This window comes from Polaromonas sp. SP1 (genome assembly GCF_003711205.1).
Lineage (GTDB): Bacteria > Pseudomonadota > Gammaproteobacteria > Burkholderiales > Burkholderiaceae_C > Polaromonas.
In genome coordinates this window covers 897,479-919,547 of record NZ_CP031013.1, presented here as the reverse complement: position 1 = coordinate 919,547, position 22,069 = coordinate 897,479, and the positions used below count along the sequence as shown (strand labels likewise).

At 66.2% G+C, this 22,069-nt stretch carries 18 protein-coding genes; 10 read left to right on the top strand and 8 right to left on the bottom strand.

Going from position 1 to position 22,069, the window contains the following annotated elements; all coding sequences use genetic code 11:
* Positions 1-9 precede the first annotated feature (9 nt).
* From DT070_RS04325 to DT070_RS04285, 9 genes are all read left to right on the top strand, one after another.
* Positions 10-2,724, top strand: a complete 2,715-nt coding sequence (locus DT070_RS04325; protein WP_122954307.1) for a DUF4118 domain-containing protein — start codon at positions 10-12, stop codon at positions 2,722-2,724.
* 13 nt (positions 2,725-2,737) lie between these two features.
* On the top strand, positions 2,738-3,442 hold the full coding sequence (gene kdpE, locus DT070_RS04320) for a two-component system response regulator KdpE (RefSeq protein WP_122954306.1): 705 nt from the start codon (positions 2,738-2,740) through the stop codon (positions 3,440-3,442).
* 87 nt (positions 3,443-3,529) lie between these two features.
* The gene (locus tag DT070_RS04315; protein WP_122954305.1) at positions 3,530-4,384 is read left to right on the top strand and encodes a pseudouridine synthase; all 855 of its coding nucleotides are present in this window, start codon (positions 3,530-3,532) and stop codon (positions 4,382-4,384) included.
* A gap of 120 nt (positions 4,385-4,504) precedes the next feature.
* Complete coding sequence (locus tag DT070_RS04310) at positions 4,505-4,885, top strand: response regulator (RefSeq protein WP_122954304.1); 381 nt, start codon at positions 4,505-4,507, stop codon at positions 4,883-4,885.
* 828 nt (positions 4,886-5,713) lie between these two features.
* Positions 5,714-6,241, top strand: coding sequence for a spore coat U domain-containing protein (locus DT070_RS04305; protein WP_122954303.1), 528 nt, complete (start codon positions 5,714-5,716; stop codon positions 6,239-6,241).
* An 83-nt stretch (positions 6,242-6,324) separates the two neighbouring features.
* The gene (locus DT070_RS04300; protein ID WP_164483712.1) at positions 6,325-7,080 is read left to right on the top strand and encodes a molecular chaperone; all 756 of its coding nucleotides are present in this window, start codon (positions 6,325-6,327) and stop codon (positions 7,078-7,080) included.
* Between the two features lie 91 nt (positions 7,081-7,171).
* A complete protein-coding gene (locus DT070_RS04295; protein ID WP_164483711.1) occupies positions 7,172-9,550 on the top strand; it encodes a fimbria/pilus outer membrane usher protein in 2,379 nt (792 codons plus the stop codon).
* A gap of 60 nt (positions 9,551-9,610) precedes the next feature.
* Positions 9,611-10,633, top strand: a complete 1,023-nt coding sequence (locus tag DT070_RS04290) for a spore coat protein U domain-containing protein (RefSeq protein WP_122954300.1) — start codon at positions 9,611-9,613, stop codon at positions 10,631-10,633.
* A gap of 122 nt (positions 10,634-10,755) precedes the next feature.
* On the top strand, positions 10,756-12,108 hold the full coding sequence (locus DT070_RS04285) for a triacylglycerol lipase (RefSeq protein WP_122954299.1): 1,353 nt from the start codon (positions 10,756-10,758) through the stop codon (positions 12,106-12,108).
* Here DT070_RS04285 and DT070_RS04280 read toward each other — a convergent pair.
* The 5 genes from DT070_RS04280 to DT070_RS04260 all read right to left on the bottom strand — a co-directional run bounded on the left by DT070_RS04280 (position 12,098) and on the right by DT070_RS04260 (position 17,119).
* Positions 12,098-13,006: a hypothetical protein gene (locus DT070_RS04280; RefSeq protein WP_122954298.1), complete on the bottom strand. Its 909-nt coding sequence runs from the start codon at positions 13,004-13,006 to the stop codon at positions 12,098-12,100. The two genes, DT070_RS04285 and DT070_RS04280, sit on opposite strands and share 11 nt — an antisense overlap.
* Positions 13,003-15,357, bottom strand: a complete 2,355-nt coding sequence (locus tag DT070_RS04275) for a fimbria/pilus outer membrane usher protein (protein WP_122954297.1) — start codon at positions 15,355-15,357, stop codon at positions 13,003-13,005. Before DT070_RS04275 ends, DT070_RS04280 begins: the two co-directional genes overlap by 4 nt.
* Positions 15,358-15,445: 88 nt before the next feature.
* The gene (locus DT070_RS04270) at positions 15,446-16,189 is read right to left on the bottom strand and encodes a molecular chaperone (protein WP_122954296.1); all 744 of its coding nucleotides are present in this window, start codon (positions 16,187-16,189) and stop codon (positions 15,446-15,448) included.
* A 3-nt stretch (positions 16,190-16,192) separates the two neighbouring features.
* Positions 16,193-16,642 carry a hypothetical protein gene (locus DT070_RS04265; protein ID WP_153976289.1) on the bottom strand — a complete coding sequence of 150 codons (450 nt, stop codon included), beginning with the start codon at positions 16,640-16,642 and terminating at the stop codon, positions 16,193-16,195.
* A gap of 21 nt (positions 16,643-16,663) precedes the next feature.
* Positions 16,664-17,119 (bottom strand): spore coat protein U domain-containing protein, encoded by a 456-nt coding sequence (locus tag DT070_RS04260; RefSeq protein WP_122954294.1) that lies wholly within the window; start codon positions 17,117-17,119, stop codon positions 16,664-16,666.
* A 332-nt stretch (positions 17,120-17,451) separates the two neighbouring features.
* Between DT070_RS04260 and htpG the strand changes: the two genes are divergently transcribed.
* Complete coding sequence (gene htpG / locus DT070_RS04255) at positions 17,452-19,335, top strand: molecular chaperone HtpG (protein WP_122954293.1); 1,884 nt, start codon at positions 17,452-17,454, stop codon at positions 19,333-19,335.
* Between the two features lie 25 nt (positions 19,336-19,360).
* Here the strand turns inward: htpG and DT070_RS04250 are convergent, their stop codons facing one another.
* From DT070_RS04250 to DT070_RS04240, 3 genes are read right to left on the bottom strand one after another with little or no spacing between them, the layout of a single operon-like run.
* Entirely contained in the window at positions 19,361-20,056 is a 696-nt protein-coding gene (locus tag DT070_RS04250; RefSeq protein ID WP_122954292.1) for a substrate-binding domain-containing protein, read from the bottom strand.
* A 32-nt stretch (positions 20,057-20,088) separates the two neighbouring features.
* On the bottom strand, positions 20,089-21,066 hold the full coding sequence (locus DT070_RS04245) for a tripartite tricarboxylate transporter substrate binding protein (protein WP_122954291.1): 978 nt from the start codon (positions 21,064-21,066) through the stop codon (positions 20,089-20,091).
* A 23-nt stretch (positions 21,067-21,089) separates the two neighbouring features.
* A complete protein-coding gene (locus DT070_RS04240) occupies positions 21,090-22,067 on the bottom strand; it encodes a tripartite tricarboxylate transporter substrate binding protein (protein ID WP_122954290.1) in 978 nt (325 codons plus the stop codon).
* Between the last annotated feature and the right edge of the window lie 2 nt (positions 22,068-22,069).

Genomic DNA, 22,069 nt, shown 5'->3' with positions numbered 1-22,069 from the left:
CGCAGCGGCATGGCCAGTTACCCCGACTCCCGTCCTGACCCCGACCAGCTTCTGGCCCACCTGCGCGGCGAGGATGACAAGGCGCGCCGGGGCCGCTTGCGCATCTACTTCGGCGCCAGCGCCGGCGTGGGCAAAACCTACGCCATGCTCAGCGCCGCGCAGCGCGAACGCAAGGCCGGGCGCGACGTGCTGGTGGGTGTGGTCGAAACGCATGGCCGCAGCGAAACCATGGAGCTGCTGGCGGGGCTGGAGCAGTTGCCCTTGCGCGAGGTGGCTTACCGTGGGCGCACATTGAAAGAGTTCGACCTGGATGCGGCGCTGGCGCGCAAGCCGGCCGTGCTGCTGGTCGACGAGCTGGCGCACAGCAATGTGGAAGGCTCGCGCCACGCCAAGCGCTGGCAGGACGTGCACGAGCTGCTGGAAGCCGGCATCGATGTCTGGTCGGCCGTCAATGTGCAGCACCTGGAAAGCCTGAACGGCACGGTGGGCGCGATCACCGGCATACGTGTGCATGAAACCGTGCCCGACACGGTGCTGGACGCGGCCGACGAAGTGATCCTGGTCGATGTCACGCCCGACGAGCTGATGGCGCGGCTGAAGGCCGGCAAGGTTTATATGCCGCAGCAGGCTGAGCGCGCGGCGCAGAATTTTTTCCGCAAGGGCAACCTGATCGCGCTGCGCGAGATTGCGCTGCGGCGCACGGCTGAGCATGTGGAAGACGATGTACGCAGCTACCGCGTCGAAAAATCCATCGCCCCGGTGTGGAACACCGAAGGCGCCATCCTCGCCTGCATAGGCCCGCGCGAAGGCGCGGAGCAGACGGTGCGCACGGCGGCGCGGCTGGCCGGCCAGCTCAATGTGCGCTGGCATGCGGCCTATGTGGAAACACCGCGCTTGCAGCTGCTGGAGGTGGCCGAGCGCGACAGGATCCTGGCCGTGATCAAGCTGGCCGAAGGGCTGGGCGCCGAAACGGCCGTGCTGACCGGCGGCGATGCCGCGGCCGAGCTGGTGAACGAGGCGCAGCGGCTCAACTGCGCCACGCTGGTGGTGGGCCGCCCGCAAGTGCCGGGCTGGCGCGCCCTCTGGGTGGGCCCGACCATGACGCGCCGGCTGGCCAGGCGGGCGCCCACGCTGGACATTGTGGAAGTGGGCCACGCCGACAGCGCGCGGCGCCTGGCGCGCGCCGTGCAGCGTTCGGCCAGTGATGACGAAGCCACCGCCTGGCAGGGCAAGTTGCCGGCCTATGCCTGGGCCGCGGCCGGCAGCGCCGCCATCACGCTGCTGGCCCTGCCGCTGCTGGCTTTTTTCGACCTGGCCAACATCGTCATGCTGTTCCTGCTGGGCACGGTGCTGGTGGCGCTGAAGTTCGGGCGCGGGCCGGCGGCGCTGGCGGCGTTTCTCAACGTCGCGGCGTTTGATTATTTTTTTGTGGCGCCGCGGCTGTCGTTTGCCGTCAGCGATGTGCAGTACCTGGTGACCTTCGGCGTGATGCTGGTGGTGGGCCTGTTGACGGGCCAGCTCACGGCCGGCCTGCGCTTTCAGGCGCGCATCGCGGCCAGCCGCGAGCGCCGCGCGCAGTCGCTGTTTGAGCTCACGCGTGATTTGTCGGCGGCGCTGCTGAGCGAGCAGGTGATCGAGCTGGGCGAGGCGGCCGTGCAGCGCAACTTCGGCGGGCAGGCGCTGGTGCTGGCGACCGACGCGCATGACCAGCTGCGGCCGCAGGTCAACCCGCCGCCGGACTTCGACGCCAGCGTGGCCGACTGGGTGTTTCGCAACGAGCAGCCGGCCGGGCTGGCCACCGCCACCCTGTCGGCGCAGGCCTGGCATTACATCCCGCTCAAGGCGCCTATGCGGGTGCGCGGCGTGCTGGCGCTCAAGCCGGCGCAGCCGCGCTGGCTGTTGATTCCGGAGCAAATGCAGCAGCTCGACACGCTGGCCCGGCAGGTCGCGATAGCGCTGGAGCGTGTGCACTATGTAGAAGTGGCGCAGGAGGCCGTGGTGCAGATGGAGTCTGAAAAGCTGCGCAATGTCCTGCTGGCGGCGATCTCGCATGACGTGCGCACGCCGCTGACGGCGCTCATCGGCCTGGCCGATTCCCTGCAGCGCACGGCGCCGCCGCTGGGCGAGGCGCAAGCAGAAGCCGCCCGCGCCATCAGCAGCGAAGCGCGCCACCTGAGCACGCTGGTCAACAACCTGCTGGACATGGCGCGCCTGCAAAGCGGCGCCGTCAACCTCAAAAGCGAATGGCAGTCGGTTGAAGAAATCGTGGGTTCGGCGATCCGCCAGGCGCAGCATGCACTGGCGGGCAAGGCCGTCACCACCGATTTGCCGGCCGGCCTTCCCCTGGTGGAGTTTGATGCGGTGTTGATGGAGCGCGTGCTCGTCAACCTGCTGGAAAACGCCGCCAAATACGGGCAGGCGCCGATTGAAGTCGGTGCGCACGTCACCGACAAGGCGCTGGTGCTGTCGGTGCGCGACCACGGCGCCGGCCTGCCCGAGGCCGTGCGCGGGCGCGAACATGAGCTGTTTGAGAAGTTCACGCGCGGTGTGGCCGAATCCGCCACGCCGGGCGTCGGGCTGGGCCTGGCGATCTGCCAGGCGGTGGTGCAGGCGCACCGCGGGCAGCTTACGGCCGGCAATGCCGCGGGGGGTGGTGCAGAATTCACGGTGAGCCTGCCGCGCCGTCCGCCGCCGGCCATGCCCGATACGCCCGAAACCGCCTGAACCCCTTCCACCCATGTCCCACCCCACGCCGGTTGCCGTTGTGATTGAAGACGAGCCGCAGATACGCCGCTTTGTCCGCGCAGCGCTGGAGGGCGAAGGCTGGCAGGTGTTTGAGGCCGATACCGCGCAGCGCGGGCTGACGGAAGCCGGCACCCGCAAGCCCGACCTGCTGGTGCTGGACCTGGGCCTGCCCGACGGCGACGGGCTGGACGTGATACGCGACGTGCGTGGCTGGTCGGCGGTGCCCATCGTGGTGCTGTCGGCGCGCGCCGATGAGGCCGACAAGATTGCTGCGCTGGACGCCGGCGCCGACGACTACCTGACCAAACCTTTCGGCGTGGGCGAGCTGCTGGCCCGCGTGCGCGCCAACCTGCGCCGCCCGCGTGCGGCCGGCGCCGACGGCGCACCCGACGAGCCGCTGTTCAGTTTTGGCGACGTGGTGGTGGACCGCCAGGCGCGGCTGGTGCGGCGCGCCGGCGTTGAGGTGCACCTGACGCCCATCGAGTACCGCCTGCTCACCGTGCTGATGAGCAATGCCGGGCGGGTGCTGACGCACCGCCAGTTGCTGCGCGAGGTGTGGGGCCCGGCGCATGCAGGGCAAAATCACTATTTACGTATCTATATGGGCCACTTGCGGCAAAAGCTCGAGGCCGATCCGGCGCAGCCCAAACATCTGTTGACGGAAACCGCCGTCGGGTACCGGCTCTGGGTGGCCTGAGGGCTGCCAGGCAAAATTTAAGAGAAATATGGCCCCGGCCCATGACTGGTATGGGATTGTAGCTATAAAAAAGATAGTAAATAGCAAATGACAGAACCCCTCAAACCCGGAGCCGGCCCCAAACCGCCTGGCGCCGCCGTCCGCATCCCCAAAACCCCGGCGCCCGCCGCCGCGCCCGGCGCGCCGGCGGCCACCGTGCGGCTGAACAAACGCATGGCCGAGCTGGGCCTGTGCTCGCGCCGCGAAGCCGACGACTGGATCGCACGCGGCTGGGTGCGCGTGAACGGCGCGCCGGCCGTGATGGGCCAGCCCGTGGCGGTGGACGCGCGCATTGAAATCGACCGCCAGGCCGAGCAGCAGCAGCGCCAGCAGGTCACCATCCTGATCAACAAGCCCGTGGGTTACGTCAGCGGCCAGGCCGAGGACGGGCATGAACCGGCCGTGGTGCTGGTGCAGCCGCAAAACCGCTGGCGCGAATGCAACAGCCGCATGCGCTGGGGCCACGAGCAGCTGCGCGGGCTGGCCCCGGCCGGACGGCTGGACATCGACTCCATCGGCCTGCTGGTGCTGACGCAGGACGGGCGCGTGGCGCGCCAACTGATCGGTGAAGACTCCGACATCGAAAAAGAGTATCTGGTGCGCGTGAGCTATGGCCCTGAATCCGCCAATGTGCAGGCCCTGTTCCCGCGCGAAAAGCTGGCCCTGCTGAACCACGGCCTGAGTCTGGACGGCCAGCCGCTCAAGCCCGCCCAGGTTTCATGGCAAAACCCCGAGCAGCTGCGTTTTATCCTGAAAGAAGGCAAAAAACGCCAGATCCGCCGCATGTGCGAGCAAGTGGGGCTTTTTGTGACCGGGCTCAAACGCGTGCGCATCGGCCGGGTCAACCTGGGCCATTTGCCGGTGGGGCAGTGGCGCTACCTGGCCCCGCACGAACACTTCTAGAGTGGCTCTGGATCGGGTGGTCAGTCCACCCATTCGTGTAGGCAGACCAGTGCTCTGTCCTACCCGGATGTGGGCCAACGGATGGCAGCATCCTTCAGCCCGCGCCCTAAAGTGGGTTGTATGGCACTTATTACTTACCTCGTCGAAGACAACAAGATCGTTCTGGACAACCTCATCGAGGCGCTCCAGGAGATCGCCGCTGTCGAAATCACGGGTCACAGTGCCACACAGGCCGAAGCCACCGAGTGGCTGCAGTCCCACAACGGCGACTGGCACCTGGCCATCGTCGATCTTTTCCTGAAAGAGGGCAGCGGCCTGGGTGTGCTGGCAGGCTGCCGCAACCGCAAGCCCGACCAGAAGGTCGTTGTGCTGACCAACTACGCCACCGATGAGATCCGCCGGCGCGCAGCAGACCTGGGTGCCGACGCGGTGTTTGACAAATCCGGTGAGCTGGAGGGCCTGTTTAACTATTGCACGCAGCAAACGGCCGCCCACGCCTAGTGCTGCGCCCATGAGGGGTTGGCGGTGACCCTGAACGTGATCCGTCAGACAGGGTGAAGCCTGCGGCAAACAGTTCGGCAAAACGCCCCTGCCGCAGCACCTCGGCGGAAAACATGTCGGCCTCCCCGGGCACCCGCGCAAGCGTGGCGCCGGTGTCTTCCGGCTGCAGCAACAACCTCGCGCTTGCGCCCTTCGCCTTCCTGGCCGCCCACTTGGCTGCGGCCCTTCAGCCTGCGGGCATGTCCTCGTCTTATTTGTTGAGGCGGCGTTGAACGCCCCCGAACCTGCGCTGCAAATCATGTTGCTATTGAATTTGTAGCTGTAAGCGCAGGTCCCGTATGGGCTGGAGGCCTTTTTCTTGCAAAAGTGCACCTCATGCCCATGCCCATGCCCGGGCACAGCATGGCGCCTGGCCGCGCAGTGCCTGCCACCACGCCGCCCTCCCGGGGCCGATGCCGTCTTTGACAAATCCAGCGAGCTCGACGGTTTGTTTGCCTATTACATAGCGCAGACAGTCCGGCTCGCGCAGCCGCTTCGGCGTGAAGCGTCGAATGCATCCCGGCGCTTGCTGATTCTCTGGCGCTTGCAGCGGTTGACCGGAAAAAACGCTCTCTGGATGGACATCCATGCGGACTGCCAACCGCTGCCACATGCCGGCCATACAGCTCAGGACGAACCCATCAACGACATCTTTCAACCCCCGGTTTGTGTCAATTGCAAATGATTTGCCTGGGACTTGCCGGCCAAAAGTATTCGCAAATGTACGTTATTGGTTACTTCCCCCAAGCCAGAATTCGCACTCTTTTCAACCCTTAGAAAGTAATTTCAATGTCTAAATTCGCATTCGGCAAAACCAAATTGGCCCTGGTGGCCCTCGCCGCCCTGGCTGCCATGAGCAGCGCTCAGGCTGTCACCGAAACCGCCGACCTCGGCGTCAGCCTGACGCTTGACAGTGGCTGCCAATTCAGTGCGCCTTCGGACGCCGTGGCTTTCGCTCGGACAACCAGCACGTCTGCGGCTGTGACCCTGGACGCCACCGGCACCCTGAACGTGACCTGCACCAGCGGCACGAACTACACCATCGGCCTGAACGGCGGCGCCAACAACACGGGCTCAGTCGACACGCCGGCGCTCGGCAGCCGCCGCATGCAGGGGACAGCCGGCAACTACGTCACTTATGACCTCTACCAGGAGCCCACCCACACCACCTTCTGGGGCAACGTTGTCAACAGCGACACCTTCAGCAGCGTCGGCACGGGTAACCCCGAGGCCATTCCTGTGTATGGCCGCGTGACGAACGTTAACGCTGTCGCCGGCGTTTATGCCGACACTGTGACCGCGACCATCACTTACTGATTTTCGCTGGCGAACTCAAGGTGAATCCGCTCCCTCTTGCCCCGTCATCGGGAATGTTTTTCCGCTGCCGGGCCTTTCGGAGCGTGACCACCGCCATCTTGATGGCGTGCCTGTGGGCGGCAGGTTTCGGCGGCAACGCCGTGGCCGCCGACCTGCAGGTTTCGCCCATCTCCCTCGAATTTTCCCCACGCGAAAAGGCGCACGGTATCTGGCTCAGCAATACCGGCGCCAAGCCGCTGCGCGCGCAGGTGCGGGTGCAGCAATGGACCCAAACCGCCAACCAGGATCAGCTCGCCCCCACGCGCGACCTCATCGCCAGCCCGCCGGCCGTCGAGATTCCGCCCGGCGGCAAACAACTGGTGCGCCTCATCCGCCAGCAGCCGGTCGCGCCGGCCATTGAGCAGTCCTACCGCCTGATCGTTGACGAGCTACAGGTCGACACCGTCGACGGCAGCCCACCGCCCGGCCTGCAGTTCCTGATGCGTTATCTGGTGCCCGTGTTCGTTGCCGTGGAAGCGCCTTCGCCTGTGGGCGGCAGGCAGACCGACATCAGCACCTTGTCGGCCAGCCTGCAAACCGCGTCGAAACCGCCGCAACTCGTTGTCAAAAACACAGGCCGCACGCACTTCAAACTGGCGCAACTGGCCTATGTGGATGCTGACGGCCGCCGCACCGTGCTGGCGCCGGGCCTGCTGGGCTATGTGTTGGCCGGCCAGCAGATGCAGTGGCCGCTGAAGGTCGCACTCCCACCCGGTGCTTTCGGAGCAGGCGCCTTCAAGGCCAAATTCAATGCCGACCTTGAAGAGCAGACGCTGCCGCTGGTCAACACTCGCCCTTAGTCTGGCAGGCGTTCTGGGCGCATGGGGCGGTGCCGGTGCACAGCCCTTGCCCGGCCGTTCTCCGGCAGGGGCCCCCAATGTCTTGCCGGCCATGCCGGAAGAGGACTTTGAGCTCTACCTGGATGTGACGCTCAACACCGTCAAGACAGACCATTTGTCCCGTTTTGTCAAAAAGGCCGGCACGCCTGCCCCAGGCCTGCATGCCAGCGCCCAGACCCTCAAGCAGATAGGCCTCAATTTGCCTGCGGGTCTTTCTTTCCCGGCGGAAGACGGCCTGATTGCCCTGGCGTCCGTTCCGGGGCTGACAGCGGAATTCAATGTGGCCACCCAACGCCTGGCACTGGTAGCGCCGGTGGAATTGCTCAACGCCTCAGTGGTGCGGTTCGGCGCGCAGTTCGACCCGCTGGCCAGCCAGCAGGTGCGGGTAGACCCGTCGACCCAGGTGCCCGGCCTGGTGGCCAACTACGACCTGTTTGCCCAAAACAGCGGCGGCCAAAAAACGGTGAGCGCCTTTACCGAGGCACGGCTCTTCGGTGTCGGGCCCGGCGTCTACAGCAACACCATGGTCAGCCGCGCCGACAGCGGTGCCGACAGCGGCGCAGGGAGTACGGCCCGGTACCGCAACATCCGCCTGGACACCAGCTGGCAGCGTAATTTCCCGGACGAGGCGGTGTCGCTGACCGTCGGCGACCTGACGACCGGTTCTCTGCCGTGGTCGCGCGCCGCGCGCATCGGTGGCGTGCGGCTGTCGAGCAACTTCGCGTTGCAGCCCTACCGCGCGACCACGCCGCTGGCATCGTTCCAGGGCTCGGCCTTGCTGCCGTCGACGGTGGATCTTTTCATCAACGGGCTCAAGCAGACCAGCCAGACGGTGCAGCCCGGGCAATTCCAGCTCAGCGGCGTCCCCTCGCTGGGCGGGGCCGGGCAGGCGCAGATGGTGATCACCGACATCAACGGGCAGAGTCGCACGGTGAGCTTTGATTTGTACGGCGCGCCGCAGCTGCTGGAGGCGGGGCTGACCAGCTGGTCACTGGACCTGGGCACAGTGCGGCGCAACTACGGCCTGGAGTCCTTTTCCTATAGCGGCTTGCTGGCCAGCGCGAGCGGGCGCTACGGCCTGTCGGCGTCCACGACGCTGGAGGCCCATGCCGAAGCCGGCTCGGGCGTGGTGCAAGGCGGCATGGGCGGCGTGTGGCTGTTGCCGGGCCAGACGGGCCTGCTCAGCGCGTCGCTGGCGGGCAGCCATCAGTCGGCCAGCGCGGCGGCGATGAACACGCCCGCCAACGGACGGCAGCATGCCGGCGGCTACCAGTGGAACACCCAGCGCTTTACCGTTTCGCTCAACAGCTTGCGGCGCAGCCCGGGCTTTCGGGACGTGGCCAGCCTGGCCATCCCGGCCACGCAGTTGCCAGCGCGCGGCAGCGACTCGGCGTATTTCGGCGTCGGTATGGGCGATTGGGGGCAGGTCGGCTTCAGCCTGATCCGCCAGGTCTATTTCAACGCGCCGCCGGAGCGTTATGCCAGCATCGGCTGGTCCTACAGCTTGCCGGGTAACGCCTACCTTAATCTGAGCATCAACCGCAACCTTGACGATGCCAGCGGTGCCCGGTTTTACCTGTCCTGGTCCATGCCGCTGGAACGCAATCTTTATGTGTCTTCCAGCGTGCAGCATTCGCAGGGCCGGGACAGCCTGGCGCTGAATGCCGTGCGCACCCCGCCGGGTGACGTCGGGGGCTGGGGCTGGCGCGTACAGGCCGGCCTGGGCGATGGCCAGAGCCTGCGGGGCCAGGTCAGCCGGCTGGGTCCTGTCGGGCAGTGGACCGCCGGCGTCGACCAGCAGGGCGGCCAGGCCAACGGGAGCTCGAACCGCACGGTGTACGGCAGCGCCAATGGCGGCCTGGTCTTGATGCGAGGCGGCCTGCACGCGTCCCGCCGGGTCGACGATGCCTTTGCCCTGGTCAGCACCAGCGGCGTGCCCGGTGTGCCGGTGCGGCTGGAAAACCGCCTCATCGGCGAGACCGATGCCAATGGCGAACTGTTCGTCACCCAGCTCAACGCCTACCAGAAGAACAAACTGGCCATCGACACGCTCAACCTCCCGGCCGACATGCGCATCGCCCGTGAATCCATGGACGCCGTGCCGGAAAGCCGTAGCGGCATGCTCGCAAACTTTGAACTGCGGCGCATTCTGGCCTTGCAGTTCAGCTTGCGCGACACGGCGGGCAAGTGGATTGCGGCCGGCAGCCAGGTGCGTTTTGACGTAGCTCCCAGCCCCGTCCCCTTGCTGGCGACTGCTCCCGTTGCCAGGCCGGGCGCTGTCGTCGGCCATGACGGACTGGTCTACCTGGAAGACCCGCCGCCCGGTGCGGCGCTGCGTGTTTTCGTGCGGGGCGGCGAGTGCGGCGTTGCCCTGCCTGCGGGCATTCCCGGCACGGGCTCCGTCGACCTCGGCGTGCTGACCTGCCAATGACATTGCCACTGCGCCCCCACTGCGCCCGGGGCTCCGGCGCCACCCAGCGAAAGGCTCGCCATGCAACATGATTCTTCACGTGATTTTTTGCCGCCATGCCATTTGACGCGCCGCCTGCTGTGGTGGCTGCCCTTTGTCTGGGCGCTGATGCTCCTGGCCGCGCCTTCGCCGGCCACGGCCCAAAGCTGCACCCTCGGCAGCGCCGGCGGCATCGTCTTCGGCCTGACCAGCCCGGACCGCCACACGGACACCCAGACCAGCTTGCCCTATACCTGCCGGTCCAACGCAAGCCCTACCTACTTCCGCCTCTGCATGTACTTGCCGGAGGGCCCGATCGCCGGCGTCGGACCGCGCCGCATGAGCAATGGCAAGGGCGCGCAAATGGAGTACGACCTGTATTCAGACGCCGCGCGCACCCAGGTCATCGGCCCGCCGCCGCCCGCGGGTAACAGCTTTCCGGTCTACAGCTTCACGGCGCTGGTGCCCGGCGGCGGTGTCCAGCAGCAGGGCGTTGCCGCCATCTATGGGCGCGTGCCGGCAGTGCAGAACCTGCCGGCTGGAACTGCCTACCAGGCGCAGATTGGCGGCGGCACGATTTACTGGGCCTGGAGCAATGCCTCCTATCCACCCACCTGCACCAGCGGTGCGGGGGGTACCGGTAGCGACACCTTTTCCCAGAGCGTCAGCGCCAGCGTCTCGAACGCCTGCCGCATCACCCTGGCCACCGACCTGAACTTCGGCAACACCGACTCGCTGAAGGCGGACCTCAACCAGACGGCGGCCATCAGGGTGCGTTGCCCTGTCGGCACCGAATGGCGGCTGGGCCTGTCCAACGGCAACAACCCGGACGGGACCACACGCCGTATGCGCAGCGCGTCCGGGCAGTATGTCACTTACGAACTCTACCGCGACAGCGCGCGCACCTTGCCTTGGGGGAACACCATCGGCACCGACACCGCCAGCGGCGCCGGCGAGGGAGAGTCCACCTCGATCCTGCAGACCGTCTACGGCCGGGTGCCGGCCCAGCGAACGACCGCCCCCGGCCTCTATTCAGACACCGTCACGGTGACGCTGACCTACTGAGCCCGGCGGGGTACGACACCTGTTTGCCGTGGCCTGCCGGCACAGGGTTTAATCGCGCAGGGCCGGCTTCAACGTGCCATCCGGCATTGCGCGGTGCACGCACCTGCCCCCACAATCGCGGCATGCACACACCCGAACCATCCGGCGCCGCGGCCGCTTCGCCTTCTTCAAAGCGGCTGCCCACCTGGCTGCACGTCTCTGACATCCAGGGGCTGGCGCAGCTGGCCACGCAAGCGACGCTGGGTATCACCGGCCTGGCCGAAACAGTGCAGGGCAATGTCTACAAGGCGGTGGCCGCGCCGTTCGGCCCGCTGGGCGCGAAGTTCATCGACCGCTTGCCGGGCAGCAGCGGGGTGCGGCGCGCCGGCATTACCGGCCTGGTGTACGGCAGCATCAAGGGCGTGACGCGGCTGGCCGGCGGCGCGGCCAATGCGGCGCTGTCGCGTGCCGCGCCGCTGACGGCGCAAAAGGCGTCCACGCCGCAGCGCGAGGCGATGCTGTCGGCGCTGAACGGCGTGCTGGGCGACCAGTTGCAGGAGACGGCCAACCCGCTGGCCATTTCCATGCGCCTGCGCAGCGAAGGCCGGCCGCTGGTGCTGGACCGCCAGGCGCTGGCCGCGCAACTGCCGGGCGCCACGGGCAAGGTCCTGGTGCTGGTTCACGGCCTGTGCATGAACGATCTTCAGTGGAACAGCGCCACAGCCGGTGCGCTGGGCGGCCACGGCGAGCAGCTGGCGCGCGAGCTGGGTTACACGCCGGTCTACCTGCACTACAACACCGGCCTGCACACCTCCGCCAACGGTGAGCAACTGGCCAACCTGCTGCAGCAATTGAGCAAAGCCTGGCCGCAGCCTGTGCAGGAACTGACACTGCTGGTGCACAGCATGGGCGGCCTGGTCGCGCGCAGCGCCTGCCACCACGCGGCAGGGGCGGGCCATAGCTGGCTGGCGCAACTCAAGTCATTGGTGTTTCTGGGCACACCGCACCACGGCGCGCCGCTGGAGCGCCTGGGCAGCTGGGTCGACGGTGTGCTCGGCAGCAATATCGTGACGCGCCCCTTTGTCAAAATCGGCCAGGTGCGCAGCGCCGGCATCACCGACCTGCGCCACGGCAATGTGTTGCAGGCCGACTGGCACGACGCGGGGCGTTTCGAGCGGGCGCCCGACGCCCGTGAGCCGCTGCCCTTGCCCGAGGGCGTGGCATGTTTCACGGTGGCAGCCAGCACGTCAAGCGAGCCGGCCGGGGGTGTTGGATCCATCCGGTCACGGCTGGCGGACGCGCTCTGGGGGGACGGGCTGGTGCCGGTGCACAGCGCCCTGGGCCTGCATGCGGATGGCGCGCGCAGCCTGGTGTTTCCGCAGGAGCGGCAATACATCGCCTGGCAGACCGATCACATGGCGCTGCTCACGTCGGCGGATGTGCAGCGCAGGTTGCGCCTCTGGCTCTCAGGCGCCTCTCAGCAACTCAGTAAGTGATGGTGACGGTGTGCACGACCTTGGCGGCGCAGCTGCCGAGGGCGCAGGTGCCGGTCTGCCCGGCCGGCATGGTGCCGGTCAGTGTGATCGGCTGGTTGGCGCCCGTGCCGGTGCCGCTGGCCGGCGCGATGCCCACGGTGTAGTTCAGCCCCAGTGCCGTGCTGGTGCTGGGGCTGACCGCCACTGTCCACGGAAGGTCGCTGCTGCAGCGCAGGTTGAAGACCTCAGTGTCGGTCTGCGCCGTGGGGGAAAACGAGGTGTAGTTGAAGTTGAGGCTGGTCGGGAAGGAGTTGAACACGCACTGCTCTTTCACGCCGATGGTGTAGTTCAGTGGCACCTCGGGCGTGAGCGCGCCGCCGTCCACACCCGGGTATTGCGCGTAGATATACACCGTGTCGGTATAGATCCCGGCTGACGCGAAGAAGTAGGAAATGATATTGACCGAAGGCAGCCGCACGCAGTAGCCCCAGACGGCCGAGGCGCTGAGTGAGGTGCCGAAGTTCAATGTGCCGGTGATGACGTTGGTGTTACCCGTGGCCGGCTCCAGCCAGTTGGTGGCATTGGCGCACGTGGCAGAGCCGCCCACCGTCGTTCCGCGTTGCAGCCAGTAGCCCATGTAATTGCCGGAAGTGCCGAGCCGCGCGCGCCGCTGGGTGGAATAGTTCAGGCCGTTGTCGGCCTTGATGCGGTAGGTGAGGGTGGTGGCTTCGGCGCTGCTGCGCGTGCAGTTGAGCGTGACGGTGCCGTTGCTGTCCTGGGCAGCGTTGTAGGTGTCCAGCAGCACGCCGGTGCCCCCGGCCGACATGTTGCAGCTGTAAGACCAGGCGCTGCCGGCGCACAGGGCGAGCAGACCCGCGGCAATGCGGGGCAAGATGGCGGTGCGCCAGAAATTCGTCATCGTTTTACTCCTGAGCAGCGCACCGGGCCGATGCGGGTAATGTCGTCGAGGGCGCCTGCAGGCAATTCGATCGCCAGGTTGCAGCTTTGGCCGTTCCAGGTGAGGCGCAGGCTGTTTTTCGCCTGCATGCCGGTGATGAAGGCTTCGCCGCGGCGCGCCACAAAAAATTCCTTGGCATCGCCGCCCAGCGCCACCATCGCGCCCGCCGGGGCGGCCTCGCCGTCGTCAAAATCAATCTTGATCAGCGCCGCGCGGCCCGAGCGCACCGGGAAGGTCACCTTCACCCCCGTGCGCGACGCCGGCACGGCAACCAGTTCGATGTTGTCGATTTCCGCGCTGATCGGCAACTCGCTCGGGTCCAGCCGGATGCTGTTGCGCTGGTAGGGCTGCAGGCGTGGCAGCAGGGCGACGCCGTCCTTGTCGGTGTGCGTCAGCTTGCTGCCCTGGAAACCCACGCTGACATCGGGATAGCCCACCACTTCGACCAGCGCAAAGCTGTTGTCCACGCGGCGCGAGGCGAACACGCGCCCGTCGATCGCCACCGCGCCGCCCTGGGCGCCCAGGCGCACCGTCTGCTGGTCGCGCGATGCGCTGAGGTCGGCCGTCAGCAGCGACTTGTCGCCCTGCATGTAAACGCCGCCTTCGCTGTAGGCCGAATTGCCGCGCGTGCCGGCCAGCGCGCGCCAGCCGGTGCCGGTGTCGCTGCTCAGCGAACGGCTGGCGCTGGCATAAGCGTCGGTCTGGCCTGCGCGGCGCGTGACGCTGGAGGACACCGTGACGCCGCTTTCCAGCGGCAGCAGCAAGGTGGCGCCGACCGAGTTGCCCTGGGAGCTGCCCGACACGCGCGTGGCGGTGAAAGACAGCGCGCCGCGCTGGCCGACGCGCATGGAGTAGTTCAGGCTGGCGGTTGACAGCGAGCCGCGGTCATAGGTGTTGATGCGGGCGTAACCCAGGCCCCAGGCGCCCCAGTTTTCGGTGGCGTAGTTGTAGCTGGCCGAAGCCTGCAGGCGGTTGGCCAGGCGCGTGTCTTCCCAGCCCAGCTCGCGGTAGGCGCGCCCGGCGCCTTCAACACGCGCCGTGAAACTTTGCTTGAGGCTGGTGCGCTCGACCCCGGCAGCCCATTTGCTGCCCTGGCCGGACAGCTTGCTGCGCGAGCGGCTGATCGCCAGCAGGCCCAGCGACTGCAGCGGCAGCTCGTAGCTCATGCCCAGTGACAGGGCCGATGAGTCGGCCGACACCTTGCCCTCGGCTTCAGCCGTGAGGGATTTGCTCAGACCCTGCCGCCACAGGCCCGACGCGAAGGTTGCACCGTAGTTGGCATTGTCCTGGCCGAGGTTGCGCCTGAGCTTGCCGGCCTCGAAACTCCAGTCCGACAAACCTTCTTCGAGCAGGTCGTTGTGGGTGAAAAAAGGCTGAACCACCACGGTCTCGCGGCCCAGCACATCGCGCACCACCACGCGGGCCTCGCCCGTGCCGGTGATCAGCGGGAAGTTGTCGATGGTGAAAGGCCCCGTCGGCACGGTGGAGGTTTGCCGCAGCGCGTCGTTGATATAGAGGTCGACCGTGCTGGGCGCGCTGGAGGTGCCGGCGATCACCGGGATCGGCTGCGTGATGAAGCCGGGGCGCAGTGCGAAGTTGCGCGTCAGCTGCACGCCGCCGTAATACAGGTTGTTGCCGAAGACACCGGTGCGCGTGATGGTGTCGCCGATCCGCAGCGTGGTGGTGCTTTCCGGGAAGTCGCGGCTGAACACTGTCTCCAGCCGGCGCCAGCTGGCCGGGCCGGCCGGGCTGTTGGGGTCGCTGGCGGTCAGGTTGCGCCCCACGTAGCTGGAGGTCACCACGCCCCAGTTGCCCGAAAAACCCAGTTCGGTCAGCGCGCTTAAATCGCGCACCGAAGACGCGCCCCTGAAGCTGGAGCCGGTGTAGCTGATGTCGTAGTTCACAAAGGCCGCCGGGACGGCCGGCGTGAGCACGAGTGCGGCTTCGTTGTCGCGCGCCAGCCGCGTGGCGGCAAACGAGGCGGGCGAAAACACCAGGTCGACCGACTGGTTGGCAAAATTGAAACGGGCCTCAAAGCCCGGCACGCCGGTCAGCGGGTACCAGGTCTGGCCGCGGTAGTCGACCGAAACGGCCGCGGCCCGCAGCTTGATGCGCCACTCTTCGAACGCGTCGGCCGGTGCGTACAGGATGCCGTTGCGCTCCAGCAGGGCCCATTGGCCGCTGATGGCGCCGTTGACCGAGACTTCCAGCGGGATGATCCGCTCTTTGGTGGTGGCGCTGACGACGGGCAGGCTGGCGGCCGGAGATGATTGCTGCGCCTGCACGAGCTCCTGGCCACGTGCTGCAGACATGGCCAGCGTGGTGGCCAGGGCAATTGCGGCGGGGCTTAGGTTTGCAGCACGGTTTTTTCTCAGGCCTGGCATCTTTGGAGATTAGGCACTAAGGCAGGGCGGCCTCGAAGGACTGGCTCTTCCCGTCATCAAAAGTCACCGTGACCTGCATGGGCCCGGGCGGGACGGCTTGGGTCGAATTGGCGCTCAGCGGCCGGCTGGCGCCGGGCAGGATGTAGGTGCCGCCTTCCAGGCGCGCCAGCTGTTGCTCGCCGCGCTTGAACGTGACTTCCCGGATCTGGGCATAGGCGGTGCCGGTGTTGGCGCAGGTGGCGACCAGTGCCTGCGCCGCGCCGCGCGCAGCCGTACAGCTGACCTCGCGTTTGGCTACCGGCGGTGTGATGAACACCGGCAGCGACAGCGCCAGGGCAATCGGTACGTCAATGGTTTTGTCGGAGGCGGCGGTCGCCTCGGGCACTTCGCGCACGATCATGCGGTAGGTCAGTTGCCGGCTGGCGTCGGCCGGCTTGAGCAGCGCCAGGCGAACCACCTGCCGGGCCTTGGGCGCGAGCTTGATGATGGGCGGCGACAAAATCAGGTCTTCGGTCAGCACCAGGTCGTCGCTGCCGTCGGGCTTTTGCGTCCAGACATTGATGTCGGCCTGCAGGGCGACTTCGGTGTCGCCTTCATTGGTCAGGGTAATGGCCACGGCCCGGTCGCGGGGCTGCATGAAGATGCGAACCGGCGTGACTGAAAAGACGCCCGCCTCGGCATGCCGGGGCAGTGCGGAAAAAGCTGTGGCCAGCAACACGGCGGGCAACAGGGCTGCAATCCCGGGCTTTGGAGTATTCATGGCTCAGAAGCTTACCAAGAATTCCAGAATGCCCTCCTGGCCGCTGACGTCGAGCACGCGCAGCGAGGTCACGGTGCCGGTGCCTATATAAGGATTGAGCTGCGAGCTGGCCAGCGGGCTGGCGGCCATGCCCGGGCCGAACACATAACGAAAAGCGCCGCCGTGGGTACCGGTAAAGGGCCTGCCCGGCATCGGGCGGATGCTGACGAACTGGCCGGTGCCGCACACCACGGTGACCAGGGCGTTGCTCGCCTTGCTCAGGGATTCGCTGGTGCAAAACCCGCTGGAGGCGGGCACCTGGCCCAGCCCGCTGGCGGGGCTGGCCGGCACCATGGGAACAAGGTTGATATGGACGGCAAAGCTGCCTGCCGCGGAACCGGCCCCGGCCTGCGTTGAAAGGCCGCCCAGGGCAAGCAAGGCTGCGGCAGCCATGCGGCGCATTGCGTGCGGCATGAGGCTGGCCTTGCGTGCTGCTTAGTAAGAGATCGTCAGGGTGCGCTGCTTGTTGGCGCTGCCGGTGTTGGTGCAAACGCCGCCGGCGGTGGCGCAGGTGCCGCCCTGGTTGCCGGCGATGGAGCCGTTCACCGTGTACGACTGGGCCGAACCGTTGCCGGTGGCGCTGGAAGAGCTCAGCGTCAGGGTGTAGGCCAGGTTGGTGGCCGCGTCGGTGTAGCTGCCTGCGCTGTCCAGGGCCAGTGTGTAAGGCAGCGTGTTGGTGCACTTGACGGTGAAAGCGCCGGCCGTGGTCTGGGCAGCGGCAGCCGTCTGGAATGAGGTGTAATTGAAGACCACGTCGGACGTCTTGGTATACACGCAGGCGCTGGTCAGGGTGATGTTGACGTCAAAGTTGCCGGTTTGCGTGGCAGCTTGGGCGGGGGCGGTAGCCATTGCGGCGAAACCGAGGGCGGCGATCAGTAGCAGTTTGTTCATGGTGGCTCCTTAGGGGGTTGGTAACAATTAGTGACTGAACTGTAAGCGCCCGCCAAAACCTTGTCAGTGATAAAAGTCTCACAAAATCAACGACTTGGATAAACCTTGTGAGACCGAGACATATGTCACAAACTGTATTGGCTCTCTAAATTTTGAATACTTGTAACTACTTTGTTTCAATTGCCCTCTGAAAATCCTTGAGATTTCACGGTCGGTTTCCATATGCTCCGGGTCGCCTCCCAAAGTGGTCCGGACGGCTTTTTTCCCCCTTTTTTCCCGTTTCGCCCTCGTTTCCCTCCCTTTTTTCTTCCCAATCCATCTTTTCAGGTCCCATGAGTTCAAAACAAACGCTTTCTTTTCAGGCTGAAGTCGCCCAGCTGCTCAAACTGGTGACCCATTCGCTGTATTCGAACCCCGAGATCTTTCTGCGCGAGCTGATTTCCAATGCGTCGGACGCCTGCGACAAGCTGCGTTTCGAGGCGCTCAACGACGCATCGCTGTACGAAAGCGATACCGAGCTCAAGGTGCGGGTGAGTTTTGACAAGGCGGCCAGCACGCTGACCATCACCGACAACGGCATCGGCCTGTCGCAGCAGGAAGCCATCGACAACCTGGGCACCATCGCCAAGAGCGGCACGCGCGACTTCATGGCCAAGCTCTCGGGCGACCAGAAAAACGATGCGCAGTTGATCGGCCAGTTCGGCGTGGGTTTTTATTCGGGCTTTATCGTGGCGGACAAGATCACGGTGGAAAGCCGCCGCGCCGGCCTGCCGGCGGGCCAGGGCGTGCGCTGGGTCAGCGACGGCACCGGCGAATTCGAGGTCAGCGAGATCGAACGCGCCGAGCGCGGCACCAGCATCACCCTGCACCTGAAAGAGGACGCGCTGGACTACCTCAATGCCTGGAAGCTCAAGGGCATCATCAACAAATACTCCGACCACATCTCGCTGCCCATCCTGATGCAAAAGGAAGAATGGAAAGAGGGCGAGAACGACCAGCCCGGCGAGATGGTGTTCACCGGCGAGTGGGAAACCGTCAACCAGGCCGCGGCCCTGTGGACGCGCGCCAAGAAGGACATCACCCAGGACCAGTACGACGAGTTCTACAAGCAGATCAGCTACGACAGCGAAGCGCCGCTGGCCACTACGCACAACCGCGTAGAGGGCTCGACCGAGTACACGCAGCTGCTGTTCATCCCGGCCAAGGCGCCGATGGACATGTTCAACCGCGACAAGGCCGCGGGCGTGAAGCTCTACGTCAAGCGTGTGTTCATCATGGACGACGCCCAGGCGCTGATGCCGACCTACCTGCGCTTCGTCAAGGGCGTGGTGGACTCGTCCGACCTGCCGCTCAACGTCTCGCGCGAGCTGCTGCAGGAAAGCCGCGCCGTCAAAGCCATCCGCGAAGGCTGCACCAAGCGCGTGCTGTCCATGATTGAAGACATGGCCGCCAACGATGCCGAGAAGTTCAAGGCCTTCTACGCCGAGTTCGGCGCCGTGCTCAAAGAAGGCCTGGGCGAGGATTTCGCCAACCGCGAGCGCCTGTCCAAACTGCTGCGCTTCGCCTCATCGACCACCGACACCGTGAGCGTGGGTTTTGCCGACTACAAGGCCCGCATGAAGGAAGGCCAGGACGCGATTTACTACATCACCGCCGACACGCTGGCCGCCGCAAAGAACAGCCCGCAACTGGAGATCTTCCGCAAGAAGGGCATCGAAGTACTGCTGATGGCCGACCGCGTGGACGAGTGGGCGCTCAACTACCTGCACGACTTCGACGGCACGCCGCTGCAGTCGGTCGCCAAGGGCGCGGTCGACCTCGGCAAGCTGCAGGACGAGGATGAAAAGAAGGCCGCCGAAGAAGCGCAAACCCAGTTCAAGCCTGTGCTCGACAAGTTGAAGGAAGCGCTGAAAGACAAGGCCAAGGACGTGCGCGCCACCACGCGCCTGGTGGATTCGCCCGCTTGCCTGGTGGTGCAGGACGGCGACATGTCGACCCAGCTGGCACGGATGCTCAAACAGGCCGGCCAGGCTGTGCCCGAAGCCAAACCCATCCTGGAAGTCAACGCCCAGCACCCGCTGGTGAAAAAACTGGAGGGCGGCGAAAACTTTGACGACCTGGCGCACATCCTGTTTGACCAGGCCCTGCTGGCCGAAGGCGGCATGCCGGCCGACCCTGCCGCGTATGTGCGGCGTGTGAACGCGCTGCTGGTGTAGGTTTGCCCGAACGGGCGGCGCCCCGTCACTCGAAGCCGCAGGCCTTTCGCAGCGGCGCCGCGTCCCCGCTCGCCAGCAGTTCGATCAGCGCCTGGGCGGCTTGCGGCTCCCGGGCGCGGGCGCACACGGCTGCGGTGTAAACCGTGGCCAGCTCAAAAGCCTTGGGCAGCGGCGCCACCAGCGTCACACCGGGCGTATAAAGGATTTCAGTGACCTGCGTGCAGCCGATCAGCCCGTCTTCGCCGCTGTCCGCCATCGCCTTCATCGCGCTGGCGCCATTCGGGTAGACGCGCAGGCGGCCGGCAAGCTCTGCGTCCAGGCCCAGTTGCCGCAGCACGCCCATCACATGAATGCCCGCCGTGGCCTTGACCGGGTCCGGAGAATAAATACCGCTTGCCGCACGCAGCGCCGCCTTCAGCGCGTCGGGGCTGTCCACGGCCGGTGCGGGTGCGCCGCTTTTGACGGCTACGCCGGTTTTGACCACGCCCAGGGCCCGGGCGCTGCCCCGCACCAGCTCCGCGCCGGCGGTCAGCTCGGTCACCAGGGCTTCGGTGAGTATCACCAGGTCACACGGCGCGCCCGACAGCAGCTTGTCGCGCATCAGGCCCACGGCGCCAAAGCAGGCGTCAATATCCGCGCGGTGCTGCTGCTGCAAGCGTGCTTCGAGCCGGGTGACAAGGCCCTGGGCGGCGCCGCCGCTGAGCAGGTGAACAGTGGTCATGGCATGTGTCCTTGGGGCGGGCTGCCAAACCGTCAGTCCACCGTGATGTGGGCGCTTTTGATCACGCGCGCCCACTTGGCAATGTCGTCCCTCGCGTACTTGTCAAACGCTTCGGGGCTCATCACCAGGGGTACGGCGCCCTGTTTGCCCCAGGCCTGTTTGACGTCCGGCTGGCTGGCGATTCTGGAGACGGCCTCGTTGAGCTTGTCGACCACGGCTTTGGGCGTGCCCTGGGGCGCCATCAGTCCCAGCCAGATGGTGGCCTCGTAGCCCGGCACGCCGGCTTCGTTCAGCGTCGGCACATTGGGCAAGACCTCGGAGCGCTGCCTGCCGGTGGTGGCCAGGGCCTTGACCTTGCCGGCCTTCACCTGCTCGGCCATGGTGGTCACGGCGTCAAACATCACATCGACCTGGCCCGCGATCACATCGGTGCGCGCACCCGAGCTGCCGCGATAGGGAATGTGCACCAGGTAGACGCCCGCCATGCTCTTGAACAACTCGCCGGCCATGTGGTACGGCGTGCCGGGCCCGGAGGAGGCGTAGTTGAGCTTGCCCGGCCTGGCTTTGGCGTCGCTGACCAGCTCCTTGAGCGTGTTGGCCCGCAGCGCCGGCGTGGCCACCAGCACCAGGTCCGAATAATTGATGGGCGCAATCGCCACGAAGTCGCGCATCAGCTGGAACGGCTTGTTGGGAATCAGTGACTCGTTCACCGTGTGCGCGTTCGACATCAGCAGCAGGGTGTAGCCGTCCGGCGCCGATTTGGCCGCGGCATCGGTGCCGATGATGGAACCCGCGCCGGGACGGTTGTCGACCACAAACGATTGCCCCAGCGAGTCCTGCAGGCGTTGCGCGATGAAGCGCGCATAGACGTCGGCCGGGCCGCCCGCGGCAAAGGGCACGATGATGCGCACCGGTTTGGCCGGGTAGTTTTGCGCCAGGGCCGGCATGGGCGCTGCCGCAAAAGCCGCACCGAGGGCGAGCAGTGCGCACCGGATGAAATGGATGGACATAAAGGGCTCCGATGGGAAAAAACTTACTCGACCTTGCCGATGCGCCTGACGACCTCCGCCATGCGTCTGGCATCGGCCTGCACGTATTTCTCGAAGTCCGGGCTGTCCTGGTAGAGCACCGGGCTGCCGGCGCCGAGGATCACTTCCTTGACCTTCGCATCCTGCGCGGCCGCCCTGGCCGAGGCGCGCAGCCGCTGGGCGATAGGCTCGGGCGTTGCCGCCGGGATGAAAAGCCCCGACCACTGCGCGTACTCGGCATTGAAGCCGGCGCCCTTCAGGCTGGCCAGCTCGGGCAGCGCAGGCAAGGCGTCGTTGCCCCAATGCGCCAGCACGCGCAGCTTGCCGGCCTTGACTTGTTGCAGCACGGTGGCCGGGCCGGTCGACACGGCATCGATCTGCCCGCCCAGCAGCGCCACCACCGCCGGGCCGGCGCCGGTGAACGGGATGTGCGTCAGCTTGATGCCGGCGTTCTGCGCCAGGATTTCCATCGGCACATGCATGGTGCCGTAGTTGCCGGACGAGCCATAGTTGATCGCGCCGGGCCGCTTTTTCGCATCGTCCACAAACTGCTGCACGGTCTGCCAGGGCGCATCGGCGCGCACGGCCAATACGGTCGGGTCGGCGGTGTAGCGCGCAATCGGGCGCAGGTCGGTGAGCGCAAACATCGGGGCGCGGCCGAGCAGGGCGTCGGCTTCGGGGATCACGGTGAACGAAGAGAGCGCCATGACGACGGTGTAGCCGTCAGGTTTGGCCTTGGCGGTGTAGGCCATGCCGATGCCGCCGCCGGCGCCGGCCTTGTTCTCGACCACGACCGGCTGGCCGAGGTCGCGCGACATCGCCTCGGCCACCGGCCGCGCCACCAGGTCGGCCAGGCCGCCGGGCGGGAAAGGCACGATCATGGTGATGGGCTTGGTGGGCCACGCCGATTGGGCGGATTGGGCGGCGCACCAGCCGTGGGTGGCCAGCAGCAGGGCGGCCAAAAGAATCGGGCGGAACTTCATGC

Bases quoted from the DNA above. Each gene is read 5' to 3' on its own strand.
- DT070_RS04315 (WP_122954305.1), top strand. From the start codon at position 3,530: ATGACAGAACCCCTCAAACCCGGAGCCGGCCCCAAACCGCCTGGCGCC.
- DT070_RS04270 (WP_122954296.1), bottom strand. From the start codon at position 16,189: ATGAATACTCCAAAGCCCGGGATTGCAGCCCTGTTGCCCGCCGTGTTG.
- DT070_RS04310 (WP_122954304.1), top strand. From the start codon at position 4,505: ATGGCACTTATTACTTACCTCGTCGAAGACAACAAGATCGTTCTGGAC.
- DT070_RS04280 (WP_122954298.1), bottom strand. From the start codon at position 13,006: ATGACGAATTTCTGGCGCACCGCCATCTTGCCCCGCATTGCCGCGGGT.
- DT070_RS04295 (WP_164483711.1), top strand. From the start codon at position 7,172: ATGCCGGAAGAGGACTTTGAGCTCTACCTGGATGTGACGCTCAACACC.
- DT070_RS04285 (WP_122954299.1), top strand. From the start codon at position 10,756: ATGCACACACCCGAACCATCCGGCGCCGCGGCCGCTTCGCCTTCTTCA.
- DT070_RS04245 (WP_122954291.1), bottom strand. From the start codon at position 21,066: ATGTCCATCCATTTCATCCGGTGCGCACTGCTCGCCCTCGGTGCGGCT.
- DT070_RS04250 (WP_122954292.1), bottom strand. From the start codon at position 20,056: ATGACCACTGTTCACCTGCTCAGCGGCGGCGCCGCCCAGGGCCTTGTC.
- DT070_RS04290 (WP_122954300.1), top strand. From the start codon at position 9,611: ATGCAACATGATTCTTCACGTGATTTTTTGCCGCCATGCCATTTGACG.
- htpG (WP_122954293.1), top strand. From the start codon at position 17,452: ATGAGTTCAAAACAAACGCTTTCTTTTCAGGCTGAAGTCGCCCAGCTG.
- DT070_RS04260 (WP_122954294.1), bottom strand. From the start codon at position 17,119: ATGAACAAACTGCTACTGATCGCCGCCCTCGGTTTCGCCGCAATGGCT.
- DT070_RS04305 (WP_122954303.1), top strand. From the start codon at position 5,714: ATGTCTAAATTCGCATTCGGCAAAACCAAATTGGCCCTGGTGGCCCTC.
- DT070_RS04275 (WP_122954297.1), bottom strand. From the start codon at position 15,357: ATGTCTGCAGCACGTGGCCAGGAGCTCGTGCAGGCGCAGCAATCATCT.
- DT070_RS04325 (WP_122954307.1), top strand. From the start codon at position 10: ATGGCCAGTTACCCCGACTCCCGTCCTGACCCCGACCAGCTTCTGGCC.
- DT070_RS04265 (WP_153976289.1), bottom strand. From the start codon at position 16,642: ATGCCGCACGCAATGCGCCGCATGGCTGCCGCAGCCTTGCTTGCCCTG.
- kdpE (WP_122954306.1), top strand. From the start codon at position 2,738: ATGTCCCACCCCACGCCGGTTGCCGTTGTGATTGAAGACGAGCCGCAG.
- DT070_RS04240 (WP_122954290.1), bottom strand. From the start codon at position 22,067: ATGAAGTTCCGCCCGATTCTTTTGGCCGCCCTGCTGCTGGCCACCCAC.